Annotated in this window: 26 protein-coding genes; 17 read left to right on the top strand and 9 right to left on the bottom strand. The window is 62.4% G+C overall.

Annotation, left to right across the window (positions count from 1 at the left end; genetic code table 11):
- Nucleotides 1-208: 208 nt before the first annotated feature.
- From AC3WTO_RS14470 to AC3WTO_RS14450, 5 genes are all read left to right on the top strand, one after another.
- Entirely contained in the window at nucleotides 209-2,107 is a 1,899-nt protein-coding gene (locus tag AC3WTO_RS14470) for a potassium/proton antiporter (protein WP_492461399.1), read from the top strand.
- Between the two features lie 203 nt (nucleotides 2,108-2,310).
- Entirely contained in the window at nucleotides 2,311-3,507 is a 1,197-nt protein-coding gene (locus AC3WTO_RS14465; protein ID WP_492461398.1) for a phosphoglycerate kinase, read from the top strand.
- Nucleotides 3,508-3,769: 262 nt separating this feature from the next.
- Entirely contained in the window at nucleotides 3,770-4,681 is a 912-nt protein-coding gene (locus AC3WTO_RS14460; protein ID WP_492461397.1) for a fructose bisphosphate aldolase, read from the top strand.
- A gap of 252 nt (nucleotides 4,682-4,933) precedes the next feature.
- Entirely contained in the window at nucleotides 4,934-5,674 is a 741-nt protein-coding gene (locus AC3WTO_RS14455) for a DUF899 domain-containing protein (protein WP_492461396.1), read from the top strand.
- Between the two features lie 244 nt (nucleotides 5,675-5,918).
- Nucleotides 5,919-6,647, top strand: a complete 729-nt coding sequence (locus AC3WTO_RS14450) for an SGNH/GDSL hydrolase family protein (RefSeq protein ID WP_492461395.1) — start codon at nucleotides 5,919-5,921, stop codon at nucleotides 6,645-6,647.
- A gap of 10 nt (nucleotides 6,648-6,657) precedes the next feature.
- On the opposite strand, the gene AC3WTO_RS14445 is transcribed toward AC3WTO_RS14450, so the two are convergent.
- Complete coding sequence (locus tag AC3WTO_RS14445) at nucleotides 6,658-6,819, bottom strand: hypothetical protein (protein ID WP_186306934.1); 162 nt, start codon at nucleotides 6,817-6,819, stop codon at nucleotides 6,658-6,660.
- A gap of 134 nt (nucleotides 6,820-6,953) precedes the next feature.
- Here AC3WTO_RS14445 and AC3WTO_RS14440 point away from each other — a divergent pair, with 134 nt between their 5' ends.
- The 5 genes from AC3WTO_RS14440 (at nucleotide 6,954) to AC3WTO_RS14420 (ending at nucleotide 11,166) form a co-directional block, all read left to right on the top strand.
- Complete coding sequence (locus AC3WTO_RS14440; protein WP_492461394.1) at nucleotides 6,954-8,861, top strand: propionyl-CoA synthetase; 1,908 nt, start codon at nucleotides 6,954-6,956, stop codon at nucleotides 8,859-8,861.
- 76 nt (nucleotides 8,862-8,937) lie between these two features.
- Nucleotides 8,938-9,105: a hypothetical protein gene (locus AC3WTO_RS14435; protein WP_165358141.1), complete on the top strand. Its 168-nt coding sequence runs from the start codon at nucleotides 8,938-8,940 to the stop codon at nucleotides 9,103-9,105.
- A gap of 257 nt (nucleotides 9,106-9,362) precedes the next feature.
- Nucleotides 9,363-9,953, top strand: coding sequence for a DJ-1/PfpI family protein (locus tag AC3WTO_RS14430; RefSeq protein WP_492461393.1), 591 nt, complete (start codon nucleotides 9,363-9,365; stop codon nucleotides 9,951-9,953).
- A 73-nt stretch (nucleotides 9,954-10,026) separates the two neighbouring features.
- On the top strand, nucleotides 10,027-10,437 hold the full coding sequence (locus AC3WTO_RS14425) for a hypothetical protein (RefSeq protein ID WP_492461392.1): 411 nt from the start codon (nucleotides 10,027-10,029) through the stop codon (nucleotides 10,435-10,437).
- Nucleotides 10,438-10,449: 12 nt separating this feature from the next.
- On the top strand, nucleotides 10,450-11,166 hold the full coding sequence (locus AC3WTO_RS14420) for a helix-turn-helix transcriptional regulator (RefSeq protein WP_129412885.1): 717 nt from the start codon (nucleotides 10,450-10,452) through the stop codon (nucleotides 11,164-11,166).
- A gap of 139 nt (nucleotides 11,167-11,305) precedes the next feature.
- On the opposite strand, the gene AC3WTO_RS14415 is transcribed toward AC3WTO_RS14420, so the two are convergent.
- Both AC3WTO_RS14415 and AC3WTO_RS14410 read right to left on the bottom strand, forming a co-directional pair.
- On the bottom strand, nucleotides 11,306-11,998 hold the full coding sequence (locus AC3WTO_RS14415) for a DUF1013 domain-containing protein (protein ID WP_492461391.1): 693 nt from the start codon (nucleotides 11,996-11,998) through the stop codon (nucleotides 11,306-11,308).
- On the bottom strand, nucleotides 11,980-12,168 hold the full coding sequence (locus AC3WTO_RS14410; RefSeq protein WP_492461390.1) for a hypothetical protein: 189 nt from the start codon (nucleotides 12,166-12,168) through the stop codon (nucleotides 11,980-11,982). Before AC3WTO_RS14410 ends, AC3WTO_RS14415 begins: the two co-directional genes overlap by 19 nt.
- 82 nt (nucleotides 12,169-12,250) lie before the next feature.
- On the opposite strand from AC3WTO_RS14410, the gene AC3WTO_RS14405 reads away from it, so the two are divergent.
- Nucleotides 12,251-14,452 carry an esterase-like activity of phytase family protein gene (locus AC3WTO_RS14405; RefSeq protein WP_492461389.1) on the top strand — a complete coding sequence of 734 codons (2,202 nt, stop codon included), beginning with the start codon at nucleotides 12,251-12,253 and terminating at the stop codon, nucleotides 14,450-14,452.
- Nucleotides 14,453-14,776: 324 nt separating this feature from the next.
- On the opposite strand, the gene AC3WTO_RS14400 is transcribed toward AC3WTO_RS14405, so the two are convergent.
- A complete protein-coding gene (locus tag AC3WTO_RS14400; RefSeq protein ID WP_448116728.1) occupies nucleotides 14,777-14,917 on the bottom strand; it encodes a DUF1127 domain-containing protein in 141 nt (46 codons plus the stop codon).
- A gap of 175 nt (nucleotides 14,918-15,092) precedes the next feature.
- On the bottom strand, nucleotides 15,093-16,547 hold the full coding sequence (locus AC3WTO_RS14395; protein WP_492461388.1) for an MFS transporter: 1,455 nt from the start codon (nucleotides 16,545-16,547) through the stop codon (nucleotides 15,093-15,095).
- Between the two features lie 191 nt (nucleotides 16,548-16,738).
- On the opposite strand from AC3WTO_RS14395, the gene AC3WTO_RS14390 reads away from it, so the two are divergent.
- Nucleotides 16,739-17,404 carry a helix-turn-helix transcriptional regulator gene (locus AC3WTO_RS14390; RefSeq protein WP_492461553.1) on the top strand — a complete coding sequence of 222 codons (666 nt, stop codon included), beginning with the start codon at nucleotides 16,739-16,741 and terminating at the stop codon, nucleotides 17,402-17,404.
- A gap of 88 nt (nucleotides 17,405-17,492) precedes the next feature.
- On the opposite strand, the gene AC3WTO_RS14385 is transcribed toward AC3WTO_RS14390, so the two are convergent.
- Together AC3WTO_RS14385 and AC3WTO_RS14380 are read right to left on the bottom strand one after the other, a co-directional pair.
- The gene (locus AC3WTO_RS14385; protein WP_492461387.1) at nucleotides 17,493-18,443 is read right to left on the bottom strand and encodes an alpha/beta hydrolase; all 951 of its coding nucleotides are present in this window, start codon (nucleotides 18,441-18,443) and stop codon (nucleotides 17,493-17,495) included.
- Between the two features lie 29 nt (nucleotides 18,444-18,472).
- Nucleotides 18,473-19,483, bottom strand: a complete 1,011-nt coding sequence (locus tag AC3WTO_RS14380; RefSeq protein WP_492461386.1) for an NAD(P)H-quinone oxidoreductase — start codon at nucleotides 19,481-19,483, stop codon at nucleotides 18,473-18,475.
- A gap of 122 nt (nucleotides 19,484-19,605) precedes the next feature.
- Between AC3WTO_RS14380 and AC3WTO_RS14375 the strand changes: the two genes are divergently transcribed.
- The 3 genes from AC3WTO_RS14375 to AC3WTO_RS14365 all read left to right on the top strand — a co-directional run bounded on the left by AC3WTO_RS14375 (nucleotide 19,606) and on the right by AC3WTO_RS14365 (nucleotide 21,438).
- Entirely contained in the window at nucleotides 19,606-19,797 is a 192-nt protein-coding gene (locus tag AC3WTO_RS14375; protein WP_492461385.1) for a DUF1192 domain-containing protein, read from the top strand.
- A gap of 87 nt (nucleotides 19,798-19,884) precedes the next feature.
- Nucleotides 19,885-21,129 (top strand): MFS transporter, encoded by a 1,245-nt coding sequence (locus AC3WTO_RS14370; RefSeq protein ID WP_492461384.1) that lies wholly within the window; start codon nucleotides 19,885-19,887, stop codon nucleotides 21,127-21,129.
- 45 nt (nucleotides 21,130-21,174) lie between these two features.
- Nucleotides 21,175-21,438 carry an ArsR/SmtB family transcription factor gene (locus AC3WTO_RS14365; protein ID WP_492461383.1) on the top strand — a complete coding sequence of 88 codons (264 nt, stop codon included), beginning with the start codon at nucleotides 21,175-21,177 and terminating at the stop codon, nucleotides 21,436-21,438.
- Between the two features lie 151 nt (nucleotides 21,439-21,589).
- Here AC3WTO_RS14365 and AC3WTO_RS14360 read toward each other — a convergent pair whose 3' ends face one another.
- Entirely contained in the window at nucleotides 21,590-22,435 is an 846-nt protein-coding gene (locus AC3WTO_RS14360; RefSeq protein ID WP_492461382.1) for an alpha/beta fold hydrolase, read from the bottom strand.
- Nucleotides 22,436-22,525: 90 nt separating this feature from the next.
- Here AC3WTO_RS14360 and AC3WTO_RS14355 point away from each other — a divergent pair, with 90 nt between their 5' ends.
- Nucleotides 22,526-23,038: a winged helix-turn-helix transcriptional regulator gene (locus tag AC3WTO_RS14355; RefSeq protein WP_492461381.1), complete on the top strand. Its 513-nt coding sequence runs from the start codon at nucleotides 22,526-22,528 to the stop codon at nucleotides 23,036-23,038.
- 145 nt (nucleotides 23,039-23,183) lie between these two features.
- Nucleotides 23,184-23,615 (top strand): GlcG/HbpS family heme-binding protein, encoded by a 432-nt coding sequence (locus AC3WTO_RS14350; protein ID WP_492461380.1) that lies wholly within the window; start codon nucleotides 23,184-23,186, stop codon nucleotides 23,613-23,615.
- Between the two features lie 168 nt (nucleotides 23,616-23,783).
- Here the strand turns inward: AC3WTO_RS14350 and rpmF are convergent, their stop codons facing one another.
- On the bottom strand, nucleotides 23,784-23,966 hold the full coding sequence (gene rpmF / locus AC3WTO_RS14345; protein WP_129412871.1) for a 50S ribosomal protein L32: 183 nt from the start codon (nucleotides 23,964-23,966) through the stop codon (nucleotides 23,784-23,786).
- Between the last annotated feature and the right edge of the window lie 6 nt (nucleotides 23,967-23,972).

Below are 23,972 nucleotides of genomic sequence, written 5' to 3'. Positions count from 1 at the left end.
AAATGCACTGGTCTGAGCGTGTTAGGGCATGCCGCGCAGCGGTTTCACGATGACGACATCCGTAAAAACAAAGACCTAATGCACAAGGAGCGACTCTGAAAGATCGCTGCGCAGGTCAAAAAATCACCTCCGCGCCTTGCACCGGCCATGTCTTCGCCCCACTCTCCCGTAAAGCGGAAATCAGTGAAGGGTGAGGGACAAAGACCGGATGGAGCATGCGATCTATCTCGCGACGTTGATCGGCACCGGACTGGTGGTCGCCGCCGCGTTTTCGAGCTTGATCGCCTTCCGTTTCGGCGCTCCCCTGCTCCTGCTCTTCCTCGGCATCGGCCTCGCCACGGGTGTCGATGGCCTGGGCATCGCCTTCGACAACGCCAGCGTTGCCTATTTCATCGGCTCGCTGGCGCTTGCCGTTATCCTGTTCGATTCCGGCTTCGGCACGCCGCTCAAGATACTGCGTCAGGCGGCAGGCCCTGCGTTGTCCCTGGCGACGATCGGCGTCGTGCTGACCACCGGCGTCTTCGGCATCGCCGCTTTCTACCTGCTCAACCTGAGCTGGCTGGAATCTTTCCTCCTGGGTGCCTCCGTCGCCTCCACTGACGCGGCCGCCGTCTTCTTCCTGCTGCGCGCTGGCGAAATCAATCTGCGCGAGCGTGTCCGTTCCACGCTCGAAGTGGAATCCGGCACCAACGACCCGATCGCCATCTTTCTCACCATCACGCTTGTCGAGGTCATCGCTGCAGGTGCCAATCCAGAGGCGCCGGTGCTGATCGCAGATCTCGCTCTGGGATTCGTGCTGAACATGGGCCTGGGGGCAGCCGTCGGCATCGTCGGCGGCATGGCCATCGTACGCCTCGTCGACCGGCTGAACCTCGACCACGGCCTGCTGCCGATCTTCGTGCTGACCCTGTCGCTGATGGTCTTTGCTGCTGCGGGTGCCATCGGTGGCTCCGGCTTCCTTGCCGTCTATCTGGCCGGCCTCGTCGCTGGCAATTCCGACATCCGCGCCGTCACCATCCTGAAGCGTTTCCAGGACGGCATGTCATGGCTGGCGCAGATCATCATGTTCCTGGTGCTCGGCCTGTTTGCGACACCATCGCAGTTTCCCGTGATCCTGCTGCCGGCCATTCTGCTTGGCCTGTTCCTGATCTTCATTGCCCGCCCCCTGGCGGTGTGGCTCTGTCTCTTGCCTTTCCGGCTGCCGCGCCCAGAGGTCGCCTTCGTCTCCTGGGTTGGCTTGCGCGGCGCCGTTTCCATCCTGCTCGCCATCACCCCGCTGCTCGGCGGGCTTGAGCATGGCCGCATGATCTTCAACGTCGCCTTCATCATCGTGCTGGTCTCGCTGGTGGTGCAGGGCTGGACCGTTGGCCCCCTGGCACGCCGCCTCGGCCTGATCGTGCCGGCGCGCATCGGCCCGCTCGACAAGGTCGAGCTCGAACTGCCCGGTTCCGCCCATCACGAACTGCTCGCCTATCGCGTCGTCGCCGGCAGCCCGGTGGCGCGCGGCGAGCGTATCCCGCGCTGGGCACGCCCCTCGCTGGTGGTGCGCGACGGCCGCTCGATGCGCTTCCAGGACATGGGTCGCCTGCAGGCCGGCGACAACGTCTACATCTTCGTGCCGGATCGTTATCCGCGCCTGATCGACAAGCTGTTCGCCAGCCGCGCTGTGGTCGATCCCGAGGATGCGGATTTCTTCGGCGCCTTTGCCGTCGACCCCGCCCGGTCGGCCGAAGAACTCGAACTGGCTTATGGCCCCGGACTGACCGACGAAGAACGCAAGCTGACCATCGGAGCGCTGGTAACGGAACGACTGGATGGCCATGTCGAATATGCCGATCGTGTCTCGCTGGGTTCGATCGAACTGATCGTGCGCGACGTTGACGACAAGGGGCGCATCACCAGCCTCGGCCTTTCCTTCGAGCCGACCGCGCCGGTGGCCCGCGTGCCCGTGTTCCTCAGCGGCGGCGAGCTTTTCGACCGCATAGCCGGCTTCATCCGCAGCCTGCGCAGACCCGCGAAATCGGAACCTGTCGCAGAAAACGGAGGACCAGCAACCGGCACCGACGCGCCCCTTCACAAGGACGACGATGCCAAGCAGCCGGCCTGACGTCAGCGTCTGGCGGGATATTTTCCGCCGTGCCGTGATGCGGTCTTGCATCCCCCATTTTGGCCGGTAAGGTCCGGCATCTTTTCACGAGAGCATTTCCGTTTTTCACCGTGACGCGATAACGCTCTGACACCTCGTTTTTATGCGATTCCGGACGGAAAACCGGTACACAGTTTTCCTGGAACGGCTCCAAAGGGAACCACATGGCTGGCTTCAAGACACTCGACAACCTCAGCAACGTCAGCGGCAAGCGCGTCCTGGTGCGCGTCGACCTCAACGTACCGGTCGCCGACGGCAAGGTCGGCGACCTCACCCGCATCGAGCGCGTCGTGCCGACCATCAAGGAACTGTCGGACAAGGGTGCAAAGGTCGTCCTGCTCGCCCATTTCGGCCGCCCGAAGGATGGTCCGTCGCCGGATCTGTCGCTGCGCCCGATCGCTGCCGCAACCGCTCAGGTGCTTGGCCGCCCGGTCGCCTTCGCCACCGACTGCGTCGGCGAAAAGGCCGAGCAGGCGGTGGCTGAACTCAAGAATGGCGACGTGTTGCTTCTGGAAAACACCCGCTTCTACAAGGGCGAGGAAAAGAACGACCCGGCACTCACCGAACAATTCGCCGCGCTCGGCGACATCTATGTCAACGACGCGTTTTCGGCCGCGCATCGCGCCCATTGCTCGACCGAAGGTCTCGCCCGCGCGTTGCCGGCCTATGCCGGCCGCACCATGCAGGCCGAGCTGGAAGCTCTCGAGAAAGGTCTCGGCGCGCCGGTCAAGCCGGTCATCGCCATCGTCGGCGGCGCCAAGGTCTCGACCAAGATCGACCTCCTCATGAACCTGGTGAAGAAAGTCGATGCCCTCGTCATCGGCGGCGGCATGGCCAACACCTTCCTGGCCGCACGCGGCACCGATGTCGGCAAGTCGCTGTGCGAACACGATCTCGCCAGCACCGCCAAGCAGATCATGATCGAGGCGGCCACCGCCGGCTGCGCCATCATCCTGCCGGTGGACGGCGTTGTGGCGCGTGAATTCAAGGCAGGTGCCGCCAACGAGACGGTGGCCATCGACAACGTGCCGGCGGATGCCATGATCCTGGATGTCGGTGAAAAGACCGTCGAGGCGGTCAACCAGTGGATCGATCGCGCCGCAACGCTGGTGTGGAACGGCCCGCTCGGCGCCTTCGAGATCGCGCCCTTCGACAAGGCAACCGTTGCCGCCGCCCGGCACGCAGCCGCCCGCACCAAGGCCGGCAAGCTGGTTTCGGTGGCCGGTGGCGGCGATACGGTTGCCGCGCTCAACCATGCCGGTGTTGCCGACGACTTCACCTATGTCTCGACCGCTGGCGGCGCTTTCCTGGAATGGATGGAAGGCAAGCCGCTGCCGGGCGTCGAGGTCCTCAAGGCCTAGCAACGGATCCCGGACTGAAAGCCGGCGAACCAGTCGACAGACCTTTCAGATGAAGGCCTTGCGGCAAAACAAGGACATAGAGCGGAGTTGCGATCCCTCGCGATTGCATTCCGCTCTATCGTTTGCGCTCCTCTTGCCCCTTGCGGGCTGAAACACTTCCACATCGCAAGTGATATCTTTCAATCGATTCAAGGTTTTTGCTGGCATTCCATCGCAAAAACTCTTCTGATATTCGCCCGGGCAGACAATCAGGAGGCAATCGATGAGTGGTGAGATGAACAAGGACATGGCTGCGCAGGCCGCACACAAGGACGGCTTCATTGCAGCGCTCGATCAGTCGGGTGGTTCCACGCCAAAAGCGCTCAAGCTCTACGGCGTCGACGAAAGCGCCTGGTCGAACGACGCCGAGATGTTCGACCTCGTTCATCAGATGCGCGCGCGCATCATCAAGTCGCCCGCCTTCACCGGTGACAAGGTCATGGGCGCGATCCTGTTCGAACAGACCATGGACCGCGACATCGACGGCACGCCGACCGCGCAGTACCTCTGGGAAAAGCGCCATGTCGTGCCCTTCCTGAAGATCGACCAGGGCCTGGCCGAGGCTCAGGATGGCGTCAAGCTAATGAAGCCGATGCCGACCCTCGACGCGCTGCTCAAGCGTGCGGTTGCCAAGGGCATTTTCGGCACCAAGGAACGGTCGGTGATCGACGCGGCCAACGCGAAGGGCATCGCCGCCGTCGTCGACCAGCAGTTCGAGATCGGCAAGCAGGTGCTGGCACATGGCCTCGTCCCGATCATCGAGCCGGAAGTCACCATCTCGATCCCGGACAAGGCGGAGGCCGAGGACATCCTGTTGGCGGAAATCCGCAAGCATCTCGACGAAGTGCCGGCCGGCAAGCAGGTCATGCTGAAGCTGACGCTGCCGACCAAGCCGAATCTCTACAAGCCCCTGGTCGACGATCCGCGCGTCATGCGCGTCGTTGCCCTGTCCGGCGGCTATTCCCGCGACGATGCCAACGCCAAGCTGAAGCAGAATGACGGCATCATCGCCAGCTTCTCGCGTGCCCTGACCGAAGGTCTGTCGGCAGGCCAGAGCGACAGCGAGTTCAACGCCGCGCTGGGCTCAGCGATCGACAGCATCTTTGAAGCATCGCGCGCCAAGAAGGCAGCCTGAGCAACTCCAGCACGATACACATCGTTTCGAAACCCGGGCCTCGCGCCCGGGTTTTTGTTTTGCGGAGTGGCACAGTCGGATCGACTGAAAATATTTCGTCGCGGATGTCGAAATGGACAGTCCCCACACGTCCTTGGAGCAATTCCAGGAAAAGTGCGCAGCGGTTTTCCGTCCGGAATTGCGTGAGAACAGGAGTTAGAGCGTTTCCGTGAAAATGGAAACGCTTCGGGCTATTGGGAAAGGAGAAGATCCATGTCCAAGCGCAAGATCGTCCCGCAGGACGAATGGTTTCGAGCCCACAGCGAACATCTGAAACGCGAGAAGGAACTGACACGCCTGCGCGACAGGATCGCCGCCGAAAGGCGCGAACTGCCGTGGCTGAGGATCCGGAAGGACTATGTCTTCGAGACCGGGACCGGGCCGAGAGACCTCGCCGACATGTTCGGCAACAACAGCCAGCTCATCGTCTATCACTTCATGCTGGGACCGGGCGACAACCACTACTGCGAAGGCTGCTCGTTCCTGTGCGACCACATCGACGGCGCCAACCAGCACCTGCGCCACCACGACGTGTCGCTTGTGGTGGTGGCACGGGCCCCGCTGGCCGACTTGCTGCCGTTCAGGAAACGCATGGGCTGGAAGTTCGACATGGTGTCGTCCTACGCCAGCGACTTCAACTTCGACATGCAGGTCTCGTTCACCGACAGGCAGATCGCCGCCGGCGAGACCGTCTACAATTTCGAGACCCGTGCCATCACCATCCGCGACTTGCCGGGCATCAGCGTTTTCTTCAAGGACGAGGCCGGCAACATCTTCCTGACTTTCACGTCACGGGCACGCGGCGGCGAACCGCTGATCACGGCCTACGACTATCTCGACATGACGCCGAAGGGCCGCAACGAAAACGGTCCCTATTACGGCATGATCGACTGGGTTCGCCTGCACGACGAATACGAAGCGACCGAAATGGCCGACGACAGTTGCTGCCACTAGAACGCCGTCGATTCGGACGCGCGCAGGTGATCGATCTTCTGCCAACGCCCTGACGCAGCGGTAACAAACGACACGCAGGGTCCCTATTCATCTGTCGCCTGTCCTGCGCTAAGGCTTTGCGTGTCCTAGAGCGTTTCCGTTTTTCACGGAAACGCGGAAACGCTTTAACTCTTTGTTTTACGCAATTCCGGGACGGAAAACCGCTACGCACTTTTCCTGGAATTGCTCTAGCATCGAGCCTGCCATGTCCCGCATCACCGCCCTGCTTACCTGGTTTGCCCTGCCCGTCTATGTCTGGCAGGGCATTGGCGTGCGCCGCAGAACCACGCGCATGTTGCCGGCCTCGGGTCCGGTCATGCATGAGATAACCGGCAGAAAGCCTCCCCTCTCGCTTCTGGTATTGGGCGACTCTTCCGCCGCCTCTGTCGGCATCGGCCGTTCCGAAGATGGTCTGGCGGCGCAACTGGCCACGCTGATCTCCGAGCAGACCGGGCAAGCCGTGCGCTGGCGCGCCGCCGGCTTCAATTCAGCGACGTCGGGCCAGATCCGCGATCACGTGCTGCCCAATCTCTCGGCCGATGCCTGGACCCATATCGTGCTTTGCATCGGCACCAACGACACCAAGAATTTCCACTCGGTGTCGCGCTTCAAGAAGGAGTTCGGCGGGCTGCTTTACGCCTTGCGCGCCAAATGGCCGGAAGCGCGCGTGGTGTGGTCGCCGGTGCTGGAGTTCACGCGTGCCCCGGCAATGCCCTCCCTGCTCGGTAAGATCCTGGAAATCCGCGCGCAGGAAGTGAACCGCATGGGCATGCGGCTGTGTTACGAGCGCGGCGCTGTACCCGCATCAAGATTGCCGATCACCGATCCGCAGGCGGGATTCGCCAGCGACGGCTTCCACGCCTCGGCGGCCGGTTATCGCGCCTGGGCTGAACATCTGTTGCGCTTTGTGGTTGGAAACGACGAAGGCGCCTGACGGCTGCCACCTACCACTGGTGACCGAGCAACGCCGTCAGTGAAATGGCGGCGAGAGCGGCGACCGCGAGTTTCCAGCAGTCACGCCGGCGCTTCAGCCCGGGCAAGCCGAGCGGCTTGATGACCTGGATGGCCATCATGGCGAGGATGATAAGCGCGAGCAGTTTCGACATGGCCGCTTTTTGAGCAGGACGCAGGCCTGCTGTCAAAGGCCGCGCGAACCCCATCACCGCCCTTAGTCAGATAGACGTCGACGTTGCGCAGACGCTAGATTTCCAGCGAGGGCGAAAGGCAGGGAGGAAACAGCATGACCAGCCGCTACCACGAGGTCTATGCCGACTGGAAACGTGATCCCGACGCCTTCTGGGCAAAGGCGGCGGAGGCAATCGACTGGTATCGCCGCTGGGACCGCGTCTTCGATGCGCGCGAGGACGTCTACGGCCGCTGGTTCGCCGGAGCGGTCTGCAACACCTGCTACAATGCCGTCGACCGCCATGTGACCGGCGGCCGCGCCGATCAACCGGCGCTGATCCATGACAGCGCCTACAGCGGCAAGGTCACCCGCTATACCTATGCCGAACTGATGCGCGAGGTGGTGGCGACTGCTTCGGCGCTTTGGAACCGCGGCGTGCGCAAGGGCGACCGCGTCATCATCTACATGCCGATGGTGCCGGAGGCGGCGATCGCTATGCTCGCCTGTGCCCGTCTCGGCGCCATCCATTCGGTGGTCTTCGGCGGCTTTGCCGCACGCGAGCTGGCCACCCGCATCGACGATGCGACACCGAAGGTCATCATGTCCGCGTCCTGCGGCATCGAGCCCGGGCGTGTCGTGCCCTACAAGCCGCTGCTCGACGGCGCCATCGACCTGGCCCGGCACAAGCCGGATGCCTGCCTCGTGCTGCAGCGCGAGGAACTGCGCTGCGACCTCACTCCCGGCCGCGATTTCGACCTTGCCGACCAGGTCGCGCGCGAGCGCGCTGCCGGCGCCTGGGTCGACTGCGTCCGTGTCGCCGCAACCGACCCGCTCTATGTGCTCTATACATCCGGCACCACCGGGCAGCCCAAGGGCGTGGTGCGCGACAATGGCGGCCATATGGTGATGTTGCGATGGACCATGGAAAACGAGTTCGGCGTCAAGCCGGGCGAGGTCTTCTGGGCCGCCTCCGACGTCGGCTGGGTGGTCGGCCATTCCTACATCGTCTACGCTCCGCTGCTTGCCGGCTGCACAACGGTGATGTTTGAAGGCAAGCCGGTCGGCACCCCGGATGCCGGGACCTTCTGGCGTGTCATCGCCGATCACGGCGTTTCGGCACTGTTCACCGCCCCGACCGCCTTTCGCGCCATCAAGGGCCAGGACCCGCAAGGCGCGCTGATCCCGGGCTATGACCTTTCGAAGTTCCGCACCCTGTTCCTGGCCGGCGAACGAGCCGATCCCGAGACCATCAAATGGGCGGAGCGCCATCTGAAAGTGCCGGTCATCGACCATTGGTGGCAGACCGAAACCGGCGCGCCGATCACCCAGAACCCGGTCGGCCTCGGCATGCTGCCGGTGAAATACGGTTCGCCTGGCGTGCCGATGCCCGGCTACGACATCCGTGTGCTCGACGATGCCGGCCACGAACTGTCGACGGGCACGCTGGGCAATGTCGTGTTGAAGCTGCCGCTGCCGCCCGGCTGTCTGCCGACGCTCTGGCAAGCGGACAAACGCTTCCGTCAGTCCTATCTCGACGAGTTCCCTGGTTACTACAAGACCGCCGACGCCGGCCTGATCGACGAAGACGGCTATCTTTTCGTGATGGCCCGCACCGACGATATCATCAACGTCGCCGGCCATCGCCTGTCGACGGGCGCCATGGAGGAAGTCCTGGCCGAGCACCCCGATGTCGCGGAATGCGCCGTCATCGGCATAGCCGATGCGATGAAAGGCCAGGTGCCGCTCGGCCTTGTGGTGCTCAATGCCGGCGCGGCGCGCGAGGATGGCGCGGTCGAGAAGGAAGCCGTGGCGCTGGTGCGCGACCGTATCGGCCCGGTCGCCGCCTTCAAGACGGTGGTGACCATCAAGCGGCTGCCCAAGACGCGCTCGGGAAAAATCCTGCGCGGCACCATGCAGAAGATCGCCGATAAAGAAGAGTGGAAAATGCCGGCGACCATCGATGATCCTGCCATTCTGGACGAGATCGCACAGGCGCTGAAGGCGCGCGGAATAGGCCGCTGAACCACCTCCGCACTCCTGACAGACTGCTGTCAGCAGGGGTATGCGATAGTGTCTCCATCAAATGAAGGAGGCTGTCATGAACCGTTTCGCCATCATCGATTCGCTGCATCGCTATGTCGGCAAGATCCGCACGATCCGCAACGAGATCCGCACCGAGCGTCTGTTGAACAGCCTGTCGGCCGACATCCGCTCCGACATCGGCTGGCCGGATATGTATAGCGGCCTGCGTCGCCGCGAGGACTAGAGCGCTCCGCTTTCACAGAAACGCGGAAACGCTCTGACATCCTGTGTTGCGCAATTCCGGACCAAAAAACCGTTCTGCACTTTTCCTGGCTCTAACGACTTTTTTTAGCAAGCTCTTGGATTGACAGATTGTCACACCCAAGTAAGGAACCACGGCCACCGCGCGATCCACTTGGAATACAGACTGGGAAGTATGTGCCAGTCATATTGAGAGAGCGACGTGCGCAAGCCGTGGGACGGCACTGAGGAGGGATGGACGTGCCAGACACCAAGAAGATCGGTTTCGTTTTCATCGATCGCTTTGCGGATTGGGAATACGGGCTTTTGGCAGCCTCAGCCGTCGAATGGTTTGGCGCTGAAGCCATATCCCTCACCCCGAGCGGCCAGCCTGTCACTTCGACGAGCGGGTTTCAGCTGACGCCGCAGCGGTCGATCGACAGCACGGAGAACAGCGACCTCGATGCGGTCGCGGTCATCGGCTCGGATGTGTGGACCGGCGACGGCGCACCGGATGTCTCCGGCCTCGTCAACGCAGTGGCTGCGCGCGGCGGTGTCGTCGGCGGCATCTGTGCCGGCACGCTGGCGCTGGCGCGCGCTGGCCTGTTCAGGGACCATGCCCACACCAGCAACGGCCGTGACTGGATCTTGGAACATCTGCCGACCTATGCGGGCGCGGAGCGCTACAGCGACGTGCCGCATGCAGTGGCCGACCGAACGGTCGTCTCGGCTCCCGGATCGGCGCCAGGCACCTTCGCCAAGGAATTCATCGGCGCGCTGTATCCTGACAAACAATCCGAGCTGATCGAGATGCGCGCGCTGTTTGCACGGGAGTACGGTGCAAGCTCCTGACAATATGCTGTCAGGAGCAGAATGCCATACTGACAGAATGGAACGAATGTCCTTCGTTCGAACGGATGGGACGATGGTCAAGAGCTGGACCGACAGGCTGAACACGCCCGGTATAAACGGCATCAAGCCAACGCCACGCACGATGAGTGACGTGATCGAAGGCCAGCCGATGCTCGTGCCGACGCCAAGGCAAGTGGACAACTTCATCCGCTCGATCCCGCAAGGAGTCGAGATGGATGTGAGGGCGTTGCGGACGGCATTGGCAATCGAACACGGCGCCGAAGTCACGTGCCCGGTCACCATCGGCTATCATCTGCGCACGGTGGCAGAGGCCGCAGCTGAAGACCTCGAGCGCGGCGCCGCGCTCGCCGATATCACACCCTTCTGGCGGGTGCTGAGTTCGAAGACACCAACGACGAAGCGATTGTCCTTCGACGCGGGGTTCATCGAAGAGCAGCGCAGCCGCGAGGGGCTGGAACCTTAAAGGATCAAGACGATGCGACGTGCCGACAGGCTTTTCCAGATCGTCCAGCATTTGCGTGGCGGCCGTCTCGTCACGGCGCAGAAGCTCGGCACATGGCTCGAAGTTTCCGAGCGCACCATCTACCGCGACATTGCCGATCTGCAGTCGACCGGGGTGCCGATCGATGGCGAGGCCGGTGTCGGCTACATGATGCGGGAAGGGTTCGACCTTCCGCCGCTGATGTTCACCCGCGACGAGATCGTGGCGCTGGTGGCAGGCGCCCGCATGGTGCGCGCCTTTGGCGGCGCCACCATGGCCCGTGCCGCCGACGAGGCCCTGGTCAAGATCGGCGCCGTCCTGCCCGACACGGAGAAGGACCGCATTGCCCGCACCGAGATCCATACGCCGATGTGGGTGGTGAGCGACGCTGCCCGCGAGGCGATCGACCTGATCGAACGCTCGATCGAGAAGCGCCAGGTGCTGACCATCGACTACAATGACGAGGCCGGTCGCAGCACCGCACGCGATGTGCGCCCGCTGGGATTGTGGTTCTGGGGCAAGGTCTGGACACTGGTTGCCTGGTGCGAGATGCGCGATGACTTCCGCGCCTTCCGTATCGACCGCATCGCATCGCTCGACATTGCCGGCCGCATCTTCAAGCCGGAACGCGGCAAGCAGCTCGCCGATTTCTACCGCGCGGTCGAGCGCAGCGAAGCCTATGGCATGGGGCCAACCGCAAGGGGCGCCTAGCCCCTTTCTGAAATCGCGCCCATTCGAAAATCGGAAACGACTTTCAGCCTCGTGCCGGAGTGTTGTTGCGCCGAACTGCGCAGCGCTCCGGCTAGGCTTCGTCCATCTCCCCAAACAGGAGATGGACAGCGGGCTTTGCTTATTCTTCGTCTTCGTCTTCGGTCTTGCCCTTCAACGCGGAGAGCTTGGCGAAGACCGCATTGGCGTCGAGTTCCTCGTCCTCGCCCTTCGGCTTGTCCATCTCAGGCACCAGGCGCTCGGTGAGCGCAGCCGGCAGCAGGGTATCGCCGACAGGCTGAATCTGCTCACGACCACGCGAGGCGCGCTGCACTTCGAGGTCGAGGTCGATCTGCGAGCAGAGACCGAGCGTCACCGGGTCCATCGGCGCCAGGTTGGCCGAGTTCCAGTGCTTGCGTTCACGGATCTGCTCGATGGTCGACTTGGTGGTGCCGACGAGACGCGAAATCTGCGCGTCCTTCAGTTCCGGATGGTTGCGGACCAGCCACAGAATGGCATTCGGACGATCCTGGCGCTTGGACAGCGGCGTGTAGCGCGGGCCTTTGCGCTTGGATTCCGGCACGCGGACCTTGGGGTCCGACAGCTTGAGGCGATGCATGGAATCCTTCTCGCCACGCGCGATCTCTTCGCGCGAAAGCTGGCCGGTCATGATCGGATCCATGCCCTTGATGCCCTGCGCGGATTCGCCATCGGCGATCGCTTTCACCTCGAGCGGGTGCAGCGAGCAGAACTGCGCGATCTGGTCGAACGAAAGCGCGGTGTTGTCGACCAGCCAGACAGCGGTCGCCTTGGGCATCAGAAGCGTGTTGGCCATTTTAGAATATCCTTCTCGTTCGCCCGCGTTCCCGCGCGGGCGGTGGTTTGAGGCCACCAGTAAGGGAAATCGCGCCGTATATAGCGGTTAACGGGCCCGATCGCAACGTTTTTACGGATCGTCTGCAAATCGCCCCACAGCGCCGGCACGCCATCCACCCCGAATGTCATGGAAGCTTCATGTTTTCGTCATGCCGCTGAAATGTGGCTCGCTCATGGGAGGGTGGTTCCCATGCTCTGCGAGAGATCAACGATGCCCCGTTCTTCCATCCTTCTGGCGTTGACCGCGACGCTTGCCGCCTCGGCCGCCCTGCCCGCACATGCCGACCAGGTCTTCAACCGCATTGCCACTTTTGCGGTTGCCGACAACCTGCCCGCCGATGCCGACAAGAAAGCCAAGACCTCGGCCGAAATCATCAGTGCCAGCGAAGACGGCAAGACACTGGTCTACTCCGACAGCCCTTATGGCGCGGTCGGTTTTGTCGACATCACCGATCCCAAGGCGCCAAAGGCCGGCGGCCTCGTCAAGGTTGACGGCGAGCCGACTTCCGTCACCGTTGCCGGCGGCAAGGTCCTGGCCGGCATCAACACGTCCAAGAGCAAGGCCGAGCCTTCCGGCAAACTGACCGTCATCGACATCGCCTCGAAGAAGGTCGAGGCGAGCTGCGACCTCGGCGGCCAGCCCGATTCCGTGGCACTGAGCAAGGATGGCAAATTCCTCGCTGTCGCCATCGAAAATGAACGCGACGAGGAAATCAACGAAGGCGCGCTGCCACAGCTGCCGTCCGGCAACCTCAAGATCGTGCCGGTTGCCGCCGGCGTGCCGGATTGCGCCGGCATCAAGACCGTGGAGGTCACCGGCCTGTCCGAAATCGCGCCGGAAGACGCCGAGCCGGAATTCGTCGCCTTCAACGAGGCCGGCGAGATCGCGCTGACGCTGCAGGAAAACAATCACATCGTCATCGTCGACGCAAAGACTGCCAAGGTCGTCTCGCATTTCTCGGCGGGTGCAGTGACGCTCGAAAACGTCGACACCAAGAAGGATGGCGCCTTCAATTTCTCCGGCAAGGTCGAAAACCAGAAGCGTGAGCCCGATGCGGTGAAGTGGCTGGACAATGATCGTCTCGTCACCGCCAATGAAGGTGACTGGAAAGGCGGCTCGCGCGGTTTCACCATCTTCTCGAAGAAGGGCGAGGTGCTCTACGAATCCGGCGCGAGCTTCGAATATGAGGCCGCCAATCTCGGTCACTATCCGGAGCATCGCAACAAGAAGGGCATCGAGCCGGAAGGCGTTGAAGTCGGCACCTATGGCGACAGCAAGCTGCTGTTCGTCGGCGCCGAGCGCGCCTCTCTCGTCGGCGTCTATCAGGACACCGGTGCCGAGCCGAAATTCCTGCAGGCCCTGCCTTCCGGCATTGGCCCGGAAGGCCTGCTCGCCATCCCGGCGCGCAACCTTTTCGTCACGGCCAATGAAACCGACCTCGGCGAAGACGGCCTCGCCCGCTCGCATGTCATGGTTTTCGAACGGGCCGAAGGCAAGCCTGCCTATCCGACGATCAGTGCCGGCCTGACCGACAAGGGCGTGCCGCTCGGCTGGGGCGCATTGTCCGGTCTTGCCGCGGATCCGGAAACGGCCGGCAAGCTCTACGCGGTTTCGGACTCCGTTTATGGCAACCAGCCGGCGATCTACACGATCGACGCCACCCAGACGCCTGCGAAGATCACCGGCAAGATCGTCGTCACCCGCAACGGCAACCCAGCGCAGAAGCTCGACCTCGAAGGCATCACGCCGGATGGCAAGGGCGGTTTCTGGTTGGCCTCCGAAGGCAACAGCGAGAAGCTGGTGCCGCACGCCATCTACCGCGTCGACGAGAAGGGCGAAATCAAGCAGGAGATCGCTTTCCCTGCCGAGCTGCTGCCCAATGAAACGCGCTTCGGTCTCGAAGGCATCACCACCATTGGCGAAGGCGACGACCTTACCCTGGTCGCAGCCGTGCAGCGCGAATGGAAGGACGATCCGAAGGGCCAGGTGAAGCTGCTCGCCTACAAGCCGAAGGCCAAGGAATGGTCCGCGGTGCGCTATCCGCTGGAGAAGGCCGAAAAGGGCTGGATGGGCCTTTCGGAGATCACGGCTCACGACGGCAAGCTCTACGTCATCGAGCGTGACAACCTGATCGGCTCGGAAGCCAAGGTAAAGCGGATCTACAGCGTGGCGCTCGACGGCTTCAAGCCGGCGAAGCTCGGCGGCGAACTGCCGGTCGTCGAAAAGACGCTGGTGCGCGACCTGCTGCCCGATCTGAAGTCGGCCACCAACGGTTATGTCGTCGACAAGGTCGAAGGCTTCACCATTGACAAGCAGGGCAACGCCTATGTCGTGACCGACAATGACGGCGTCGACGACTCCTCCGGCGAGACCCTCTTCCTGAGCCTCGGCAACAACGTCAAGACCAATTGAGCTCTGAAACGGAGCGGCTCATCGTTGCGTGAAACGATGAGCTGCCTGAGTTCCCTGCCCCGGGTGATCTCACGCCCGAGCAATAAAAATGGCCACGGCATCGCTGCCGTGGCCATTTTTATTGCAATCAGCCGGTGGAGGCCACAGAGGCATCCCGCCAAAACAAAACCCGCCGGACGGGGTCCAGCGGGCTCGGAACCGGCGGCGCGAACGTATCGCGCCAGGCATCGGCTCTGCTTAGATAGCCGCGTGAGCGACCTCTAACTCTTTGTCCTTACGCAACTCCGGACGGAAAACTGCCACGCACTTTTCCTGGAATTGCTCTTAGACGGCCGCGCGAGCGACCTTTTCGATGTCAGAGCGGCTGATGCCGAGATCGTCCAGTTCACGGTTGTTGAGACGGCTCAGTTCGCGAACGGTCTGGGTGTAACGGCGCCAATTCTTGTAGCTGCGGATCAGGTTCATCTGTCCCTCCTAAGTTTCACAATCATCTGTATGATGCTCAAATAGGCATTCCTGCCCATTTGTTGAACAGACGCTTTTGCATGGCAGCAATGCTTTGCTGCATTGCAACATTACTGAAAAGAAAACGCCCGGGCCGTTTCCTGCCCAGGCGTTAACCAGTTCATCGAGGAGAGGCTCAGGCGGCTTCCGGCTCCACGACCGCCGCGGCCGGATTGCCCTTCGCCGGGCATGTACGCGCCACCTGCCGCACGGTGATGAAGCAGGTGAGCGGCGCCAGCGCAAACAGGCCGAACAGCCAGCGCGACGCGCTCGCCGTACCGGCCAGGCCACCCGGGTCCAGCAGGCCGCCGAGATTGGCCACCATGCCGGCCAGCGCCGCACCGAACGCCGTTGCAAACAGCGTGACGGTGGAGATCGAGGCCGACGTGATGTCCTGCTCGTCCGCCGGCGCAGCCTTGAAGATGCGCGTCAGGATATGCGGCCAGGCGATGCCGACGCCGAGGCCGATGGCAGCGAAGGCAACGCAGATCGGCGCCAGCAACAGCCAGTCATGCCCGCTGCCGAGCGGGAACAGCAAGGCCAGCGCCGCCATCCCGACGAAGCTGAACAAGGGAGCCGCGAATATGGCACGGTCGATGCCCTTGCCCTCGGCGCCCGAGCTCCAGATCGAGCCGAGCGTCCAGCCCGCCGACATGATGGCGGCGAGATAGCCGGCGATCAGCGGCGTCTGTTCGTAGAGCACCTGCAGGAACAGCGGGATGAAGATCTCTGACCCCGTCACGGTGACGCCGAGCAGGGCCATGGTGGCGAAAAGCGCGCCGAGCGCCGTCGAGGGGCGAAACGAACCACGTGGCAGGAGCCGGTTGCTGGCACGGCTTTCGACGCCGATCAGCAAGGCAATCAGCACGACCGCCGCGCCCAGCCCGTAGAGATTGTAGACGGGATCGGGTGACACGCTGCCTGCCGACACCGCCAGCACCGCGGCAAGCAGCAATGCCAGCTGCAGGATCGGCACGGTCGTGTGCTCATTCCTGTCGGGGTTCTGGCCCGGCAGGATGGCCACCGCCAGCACGGCAAACAGGATGGCGATCGGCGCCAGCGACCAGAAGGCCGCTCGCCACACGCCATATTCGGCGAAAATGCCGCCGATGGCCGGACCGACCAACGTCGCGACCCCCCACATGCCCGATATGAGGCCCATGGCGCGTGGCCACAGCGTTTCCGGGAACACGATGCGGATCATCGCGTAAGACAACGCGAACAGGAAGCCGCCGCCGAAACCCTGCACCGCCCGGCCGGCGAGCAATGCCGGCATCGACGGAGCGAAACCGCAGAACAGAGTGCCGGCAGCGAAGATGAGAGCGGCGACCAGATAAGCGCCGCGCGGTCCGGCGGCACCCAGCAGCTTGGCAGAGAGGGCGGAACCGAGGATGGAAGTGGCGACGAAGATCGTCGTGTTCCAGGCATAGTAGTCGATGCCGCCGATATCCTTCACGACCGACGGCAGAATGGTCGTGGCGACATAGACGTTGATGGCATGAAGCGCGACGCCGCCGGCAAGCGCCAGCGACCGAACGGCATTGGGGCCGGAGAGCAAAGCACCCCAGCCTGTTTCCTGTTCTTGGGACATGAGTGGATCCTCCAGAGCAATTCCAGCAAAAGCGCGCAACGGTTTTTCTTCCGGAATTGCGCAAAAACAAAGAGTTAGAGTGTTTCCGCGTTTCCAAACGGAAACGCTCTAGCGAAGCGACCTTGCGCAGGCCTTCGACGTTGACTATTTTCAAAGAGAAGACTTGGGTAAATATTGAGCACACCGCGAATATGTCAAGCGATGACTTGGAAAAAAACCGACCGCTCCGCTCGGCTGCTGACCGCCTGCTGACATTGTTGAAAACACGGGGCCCGCAGACCGCCTCGGATCTCGGCGCAGCACTCGGCACGACGGGAGAAAACGCGCGCCAGCAACTTGCCAGGCTGGCGGCGGAAGGCCTGGCCGAGGCGCATGCCGAAACGCGCGGTGTCGGCCGGCCGGTTCAGTTGTGGCAGCTCACCGAAGCCGGCAACGCCCGCTTCCCGGACGCTCATGCCGAATTGACTGTGCAATTGCTGCGCGCCGTGAAAAGCACCTTCGGGCCGGCAGGTCTTGAAAAGCTGATCGATGCCCGCGAAAGCGAAACACTGGCAAACTATCGACGCGAGATGGAAGGCATCATCACCCTCAAGGAACGCGTTTCGAAGCTGGCTGAGATCCGCTCACGCGAAGGCTACATGGCCGAATGGCGCGAGGAGGACGGCGCTTTCACGCTGATCGAGAACCATTGCCCGATCTGCGCCGCCGCCCTCGCCTGCCAGAATTTCTGCCGATCGGAACTGGCTGTCTTCCAAGACGTGATCGGTCCGGATGCCGCGATCGAGCGGCAGGACCATATCCTCGCGGGCGCCCGCCGCTGCGCCTACAGGGTCGTACCAAAGGCCGCGCAAGCCTGAAGCGTTATCCGTCCGCGCAGCGCTCGCGTCCGGCAGGTGCCGACGTACCGGCATCGTCTCGTCGCAGGTGTGTCTCGCTATGAAACGACTAACCGCCGCCGCCAAGCACGGCGGTTATGGCCCAGATCAAACCTGGCCGAAAGACCTTGCGGTGGTCCTTGCCAGGAGCGACCAGGGAGCGGACTGTCAGGCTCGGGAAGCCGTACTGCCCGAGCCCCGACGCGAACGCCCTCATGTCACCAACCATGTCCTGGGTGTACCCGCTTCGCCCGGGATCGTAGCGGCGGACCTCATCCCCGCCGACAAAAAGCAGGACATTGGCCTTCAGATCGCTGTTGGCTTTGGCATAGCCAGTCTCAAGCTCCAGGATGGCGTGCTCCGCAAACCAGAGTGACGGACTGCCGATTATGTAGGTCCTGAACAGGTCGGGTTCGGTAAACAGGATGCGGACGCCAAGCAGCCCGCCATAGGAATGTCCGAGATAGATGCGCCGCTTGGGATCGGCGCGAAAGCGGCCCTCGACATAAGGCAGCACGGTTTCACGCAGATAGCGCTGATAAGCCTCGGCACCGCCATACGCGGTATCGCCGGGGCTGCGAGCGACCGGCGTGTAGTCCCGGTTGCGGCTTGTTTCCAGGCTCTCACCCTTGGCGTAGGACAGCCCCACGATGATGGGCTCCTCCGCGAGGCTTCCCTTTTCGCGAAGCGCCTTGATCTGACAGGTTACCGGGCGCGTGCCCCGGCCTCCATCAGCCAGATAGAGTACAGGATAGCTGGTTGAGGCATCCCGGTCATAGCCGGCTGGAAGACTGATCTCGACGTCGTAGGATCGCCCTGAACCTGGATCCGGCACGGGCAGGGTCTCGATGCTGCCCGGATCGCAATCGATCCACTTGCCGCGCCCGGTATCGGCGGATGAAACCGAGGCGGACAGGCCGAACAGAAAGACCATGACCGACAAAAACATCTGCCGCACGGCCGCCAAGGCGCCAGTGGATGCACCATGGTACGGCGCGAGCGAACGATTTGCCTTCTTCATGCAAGGAGAATCTCAGACGAGAAGTCTTGTTATCCGACGTCGAGCACGATCTTGCCGATGTTGTCACCTTCTTCCATGCGCTCATGCGCACGCCAGGCTTCCTTGAGCGGGAAGATCATGTCCATCACCGGCGCCACGCGACGGGATGCCAGCAAGGGCCAGACCTGCGTTTCCAGCGCGGCTGCGACAGCACCCTTGAATTCGACGGTACGCGGCCTGAGCGTCGAGCCGGTATGGACAAGCCGTTTCACCATCAGCTTCGAGAAGTCCGCGGAAGCGATCGCGCCGCCCTGCGTGGCGATCTGCACGATGCGTCCTTCAACAGCGGCCGCGTCGTAGTTGCGGCCGACATATTCGCCGCCGACCATATCGAGGATGACGTCAGCGCCCTTGCCGCCGGTCGCGTCCTTGACCGCCTTGACGTAATCCTCCTCGCGGTAATTCACGGCCCGGTCGGCGCCGAGTTTGAGACAGGCTTCACATTTCTCGGCGCTGCCGGCCGTCGCGATCACATAAGAGCCCAGCGCCGAGGCAAGCTGGATTGCCGTGGTGCCGATACCAGACGAGCCGCCATGGATGAGCACGGTTTCACCTGGTTTCAGCGCGCCGCGTTCGAACACGTTGTGCCAGACCGTAAAATAGGTTTCCGGAACGGCAGCAGCCTCGGTGTAGGTAAAGCCCGCCGGCAGAGGCAGCGCATTGGAAGCGTGCACCCTTACATATTCGGCATAGCCACCGCCTGGCGTCAGCGCGCAGACCTGGTCGCCGATGCGCCAGCGTGTTGCACCTTCACCGAGCGCGGCCACCTCGCCTGCCACTTCCAGGCCCGGCAGGTCGGAAGCGCCGGGCGGCGGCGGATAGGCGCCCTTGCGCTGCATCACATCCGGCCGGTTCACGCCGGCGGCGTGAACGCGGATCAATATCTCGCCGGCTTCCGGCGTCGGCACATCGCGCTTCTCCGGCTTGAGCACCATCGGGCCGCCAGGGGCCGATATCGCCACCGCTGTCATCTTCGCCGGGATTTTCTGTGCGTTCACCATGTTCCTTACCAATCTGCTCCGCTCTTGCGGCGGGATGATTTTACCCCCTGCCCCATGTATGCTTTTCCTATGTATGCGGATAGGCGGGTCAGGCAAACCGCTAAAACAACGGAGGAGCGACGATGGCGATCTTCGACGACGAGCCCGTAAAGAAGGCCCTCAAGCATGAGGTAGGGCAAGACCTTGCCTTGCTGTCGGTTGGCGAACTGACCGAGCGTATCGACCTTTTGCGCGCCGAAATCACCAGGCTTGAGACGGAGCTTCAGCAGAAAGGCGCGACGAAGTCCGCAGCCGAGGCGCTGTTTCGCCGCTGATCGTCGCAACAGCGGCAATGTGCCGCCGAAATGCCTGAAAACATCGTCTCCACTGGCTTCGCCTGATTCGCGCACTGGACCGACCTGATGTTCGCAACCTACCGTCCGATCCTCTCCCTGCTTCGCGGCACCGCATTCCTGCTCGCCGCATCCGGCCTGCATGGCCTGCTGCTGCCGCTGCGTGGCCAGGTGGAAGGTTTTTCGACCGCCTCCCTCGGCCTGATGGGCACGGCCTGGGCGGGCGGGTTTGTCGCCGGCTGTTTCTTCGCGCCGCGCCTGGTGCGCCGCGCCGGCCATGTCCGCGCCTTCAGCACCTTTGCCGCGGTCGGCGCCATCATCGCCCTTCTGACCGGCCTTCTCATCGACGAATACATCTGGATCGCGCTGCGTGCCTTTACCGGCTTCACCATGGCCGGTGCCTTCATGGTCATCGAGAGCTGGCTTAACGAGAAGGCGACGAATGAAAACCGCGGTACCGTCTTTGGTCTCTACATGATGGTCACCTACGCCTCGATCATGGGCGGGCAGATGATCGTCGCCGGCGGCGACGTGAAGTCCGCCTCGCTGTTCATGATCACTGGCATCTTCTTCTGCCTCTCGCTGATCCCGACCGCTGTCTCCAGCGCCTCGCACCCCAAGCCGCTGCAAGATGTGAAGCTCGACCTGAAAGGCCTCTATTCCAACTCGCCGGTATCAGCGGTTGCCTGCGTTCTCATCGGCGTCGCCAATGGTGCCTGGGGCACACTCGGCGCGGTCTATGGCGCGCGCATCGGCATTTCGACGGCGCAGATCGCGCTGATGATGAGCCTTGTCGTGGTAGCAGGCGCTGCCATGCAGATTCCCGCCGGGCGCATCTCCGACCGTACCGACCGCCGCTATGTGCTGGCGGCGGCGGCTGTCGGAGCAGCGCTCTGCGCCCTCATCATGTTCCTGTTCGAATTCCGCTCCAGCACGCTGGTGATCACCTTCACCGCAGCCTATGGCGCCTTCGCCTATACGCTCTATTCGATCGCGGTCGCCCACGCCAACGACCACGCTTCTCCCGAGGAATTCGTCAAGGTTTCCGGCGGTCTGCTGCTGCTCTACGGCTTCGGCACCATGATCGGGCCGTTGCTCGCGGCCGCCCTGATGGGCTCGGTTCGCCCGGAGGGACTGTTCCTGGCAACTGCCTTCGCGCATATCGCGCTTGCCGGCTATACGGCTCTTCGCATCAGCCGCCGGGCACCCGTTCCGGTCGAGGCGCGCGAGGCCTTCAAGACCCAGCCGGCGGACCGTGCCGTGACGCCGGAAGCGGTACGATTGGACCCCCGCACGAAACCTGAAACAACCTAAACGTTTCCTGTTGAGATTTACTGCAACTTGCCTCACAAATGGGGCATGATGCTTTCCGATGCTTTCGTCGCCATTGCTGATCCGAACCGGCGTTATCTTCTGGAAGAATTGAGACGAGGCCCCAAAACAGTCAACGAATTGGCCTCGGGCCTGCCTGTTTCCAGGCCTGCGGTTTCCCAGCATCTCAAGGTTTTGCTCGAGGCAGGCCTGGTCAGCGCCAAGCCTGAAGGCACCAGGCGGGTCTATGCTGTCGACAATGGTGGCTTCTTCCGACTGAACCTTTGGCTCGACCAGTTCTGGGAAGAGTGAAGTCGAATTGAAAACACCCCAATCCAAGAAGTTTGCGGCCGGCATTACCCGGGGCGCAGTTGTCTCTGGCTCTTTGCTTTAGAGCGTTTCCGTTACGCAATTCCGGACGGAAAGCCGTTTCACACTTTTCCTGGAATTGCTTTGGAGCAGCTCAACCTGCCCGGATGCGCGCGGCAATGGCATCGATCATGATCAGCCAGTCATTGCGGTGCAATTCATGTCCGCCGCCCGGCACCTCGACCAATCGGGTCCCAGCCACGGCTGCCGCCAAAGCCCGGCCGTGCTCGATCGGAAAGACCGGATCTGTCGTTCCATGAATGACGACAAGCGGCACTGAAAGATCCCGGACGCTCTCGTTGGCGGCTCCATCCACCACCATAAAATGATTGGTCGCACTCAACAGACCTTCGGCTCGATCGTAGTCGCTGCTGATGAATTCGCGCAGCCGCACGCTGTCGAAGGGATGCGCGGTGCTGGCCAGCATCCGGCTGTCCTCAACCATGAAATCGATCACCTGGTCTCTGTCCGACCAATCCACCTTGCTCCCCTTGACTGAATGCGCCTGGTATTCCGAGCTCATCCCCGGCAGCGCCGACGTGTCGATACCGACCGGCGAGGTGCTGAGTACGGAAAGCGTTGCGACGCGCGCGGGATAGCGCAGCGCCAGAACCTGCGCGAGCATGCCACCCATCGACATGCCGACGACATGCGCCTTGTCGATCCGATGACCATCGAGCACAGCAACGGCGTCATCGACCATATCGGCGAAGGTGTAGTCGGGCTTGCCCGGCTCATACTTGGTGGAAAGCCCGGTGTCGCGATTGTCATAGCGGACGACATGCAGCCCTTGTCGCGACAAGGCCTCGCAGAAATCGTCTGGCCACCACAGCATGGAGGCCATGGCCCCCATGATCAGCAGCACGGACGGGTTGCGTGCTTCACCAAATGTCTGCGTTGCGATCCGCACTCCGCCCGGGCGGACAATCTCTGACTGCATGGCACCCTCCAACTGATTGCATTTTGCAATTGGTTGAACCATAATAAGACTGATCCTATAATGCAACTGGTTTTTCTGCAGGATGCAATCATGACACTCGACCGCCGTTCCGGTTGCCCGATCAATCTTTCGCTGGAGGTCTTCGGCGATCGCTGGAGCCTGATCATCCTGCGCGACATGATCTTCGGCGGCAGGCGGCATTTTCGAGAATTGCTGAACCACTCGATGGAAGGGATCGCCTCCAACATTCTCGCCGACCGGCTGAAGCGGTTGGTCGAGCTCGGTATGCTGACCAAGGCTGATGATCCGAGTCACAAGCAGAAGGCGATCTACAGCCTGACCGTGATGTCGATCACACTGGTGCCGATCATGGCGCAACTGGGTGCCTGGGGGCGCGTCTGGCTGCCGGTCACCGAGGATTTGTCCATCCGCGCGAAGCTTCTCGAGGAAGGCGGGCCGTCGCTGTGGCAGGATTTCATGGACGAGCTGCGGTTCGAACATCTTGGCATCGGCGCAGCCAAACCGGCCGAAACCACGGTGCGCGCCAGGCTGCGTGCTGCCTATCAAGCCGTTGTCGATGCACAGGCCAATGAGGCCTCCTGAGCCTGGCGGGACGATTGCGGGACAGCGAAGCAGCGCGAAGCAGTTTCAATCGGATGGTGGCTTGCCCGCAAAATCCCCGAAACGGAAGATCGCGGGATCGGCGATCGTCATGCCGACCATTCCGTTGACCGAAGGAGCCGCAATCATGACCAGTTTTCCGATCGACACGGCCAACCAGATCATCGCCGGCGCCTTCGCCAAGGCAGCTGCGTTGCAGCTGAAGCCGCTCGGGATATCCGTCCTCGACGCCGGCGGCCATCTCGTCGCCTTCCAGCGCCAGGATGGCGCTTCCTTCCTGCGCCCGCAGATGTCCTCCGGCAAAGCCTACGCGGCACTCTCTGTCGGCATGGGCGGGCGCCGTGTCGAGGCGATTGCCAGGGAACGGCCGCATCTGACGGCAGGCGTTTCGGATCTGTCAGGCGGCAAGATCCTGCCTGTGGTCGGCGGCGTCCTGATCCGCGATAGCGCGGGTACGCTGATCGGTGCTGTCGGCATCTCCGGCGACACGTCCGACAATGACGAACTTGCCGCCATCGCCGGCATCGAAACGGCAGGCCTCACCGCCGACGCAGGCTGAGCAGCCTTCGCGCAAGTCCGGGAAAAACGCGTAGCGGCTGGCCGGAAGTTCGTGAAAATAGGGGAGCAGCGCTTCCGACACATACGGAAACCCTCCAGCGCCACGGCACAAACACAAAAAGACCGGCCACAGGCCGGTCTTTTTGTTTGTCCCGTAGAGGAGAGCTGCTTAGCTTTCCTTCGGCTCCAGGACCTGGCGGCCACGATACATGCCGGTCTTCAGGTCAACATGGTGCGGACGGCGCATTTCGCCGGAATTCTTGTCCTCGACATAGGTCGGGGTCTTCAGAGCGTCAGCAGAACGGCGCATGCCGCGCTTGGACGGGGAGGTTTTTCGTTTCGGCACAGCCATGGATAT

Source organism: Mesorhizobium sp. EU05-FHT14A09 (genome assembly GCF_058790995.1).
Note: the sequence above shows the minus strand (reverse complement) of the source record. Positions and strands in the feature narration are given on the sequence as shown.

Bases quoted from the DNA above. Each gene is read 5' to 3' on its own strand.
- AC3WTO_RS14375 (WP_492461385.1), top strand. From the start codon at position 19,606: ATGGCGATCTTCGACGACGAGCCCGTAAAGAAGGCCCTCAAGCATGAG.
- AC3WTO_RS14440 (WP_492461394.1), top strand. From the start codon at position 6,954: ATGACCAGCCGCTACCACGAGGTCTATGCCGACTGGAAACGTGATCCC.
- AC3WTO_RS14420 (WP_129412885.1), top strand. From the start codon at position 10,450: ATGCGACGTGCCGACAGGCTTTTCCAGATCGTCCAGCATTTGCGTGGC.
- AC3WTO_RS14395 (WP_492461388.1), bottom strand. From the start codon at position 16,547: ATGTCCCAAGAACAGGAAACAGGCTGGGGTGCTTTGCTCTCCGGCCCC.
- AC3WTO_RS14400 (WP_448116728.1), bottom strand. From the start codon at position 14,917: ATGAACCTGATCCGCAGCTACAAGAATTGGCGCCGTTACACCCAGACC.
- AC3WTO_RS14460 (WP_492461397.1), top strand. From the start codon at position 3,770: ATGAGTGGTGAGATGAACAAGGACATGGCTGCGCAGGCCGCACACAAG.
- AC3WTO_RS14445 (WP_186306934.1), bottom strand. From the start codon at position 6,819: ATGTCGAAACTGCTCGCGCTTATCATCCTCGCCATGATGGCCATCCAG.
- AC3WTO_RS14365 (WP_492461383.1), top strand. From the start codon at position 21,175: ATGATGCTTTCCGATGCTTTCGTCGCCATTGCTGATCCGAACCGGCGT.
- rpmF (WP_129412871.1), bottom strand. From the start codon at position 23,966: ATGGCTGTGCCGAAACGAAAAACCTCCCCGTCCAAGCGCGGCATGCGC.
- AC3WTO_RS14405 (WP_492461389.1), top strand. From the start codon at position 12,251: ATGCCCCGTTCTTCCATCCTTCTGGCGTTGACCGCGACGCTTGCCGCC.
- AC3WTO_RS14450 (WP_492461395.1), top strand. From the start codon at position 5,919: ATGTCCCGCATCACCGCCCTGCTTACCTGGTTTGCCCTGCCCGTCTAT.
- AC3WTO_RS14380 (WP_492461386.1), bottom strand. From the start codon at position 19,483: ATGGTGAACGCACAGAAAATCCCGGCGAAGATGACAGCGGTGGCGATA.
- AC3WTO_RS14350 (WP_492461380.1), top strand. From the start codon at position 23,184: ATGACCAGTTTTCCGATCGACACGGCCAACCAGATCATCGCCGGCGCC.
- AC3WTO_RS14370 (WP_492461384.1), top strand. From the start codon at position 19,885: ATGTTCGCAACCTACCGTCCGATCCTCTCCCTGCTTCGCGGCACCGCA.
- AC3WTO_RS14415 (WP_492461391.1), bottom strand. From the start codon at position 11,998: ATGGCCAACACGCTTCTGATGCCCAAGGCGACCGCTGTCTGGCTGGTC.
- AC3WTO_RS14470 (WP_492461399.1), top strand. From the start codon at position 209: ATGGAGCATGCGATCTATCTCGCGACGTTGATCGGCACCGGACTGGTG.
- AC3WTO_RS14410 (WP_492461390.1), bottom strand. From the start codon at position 12,168: ATGACATTCGGGGTGGATGGCGTGCCGGCGCTGTGGGGCGATTTGCAG.
- AC3WTO_RS14455 (WP_492461396.1), top strand. From the start codon at position 4,934: ATGTCCAAGCGCAAGATCGTCCCGCAGGACGAATGGTTTCGAGCCCAC.
- AC3WTO_RS14360 (WP_492461382.1), bottom strand. From the start codon at position 22,435: ATGCAGTCAGAGATTGTCCGCCCGGGCGGAGTGCGGATCGCAACGCAG.
- AC3WTO_RS14435 (WP_165358141.1), top strand. From the start codon at position 8,938: ATGAACCGTTTCGCCATCATCGATTCGCTGCATCGCTATGTCGGCAAG.
- AC3WTO_RS14425 (WP_492461392.1), top strand. From the start codon at position 10,027: ATGGTCAAGAGCTGGACCGACAGGCTGAACACGCCCGGTATAAACGGC.
- AC3WTO_RS14465 (WP_492461398.1), top strand. From the start codon at position 2,311: ATGGCTGGCTTCAAGACACTCGACAACCTCAGCAACGTCAGCGGCAAG.
- AC3WTO_RS14390 (WP_492461553.1), top strand. From the start codon at position 16,739: ATGTCAAGCGATGACTTGGAAAAAAACCGACCGCTCCGCTCGGCTGCT.
- AC3WTO_RS14385 (WP_492461387.1), bottom strand. From the start codon at position 18,443: ATGAAGAAGGCAAATCGTTCGCTCGCGCCGTACCATGGTGCATCCACT.
- AC3WTO_RS14355 (WP_492461381.1), top strand. From the start codon at position 22,526: ATGACACTCGACCGCCGTTCCGGTTGCCCGATCAATCTTTCGCTGGAG.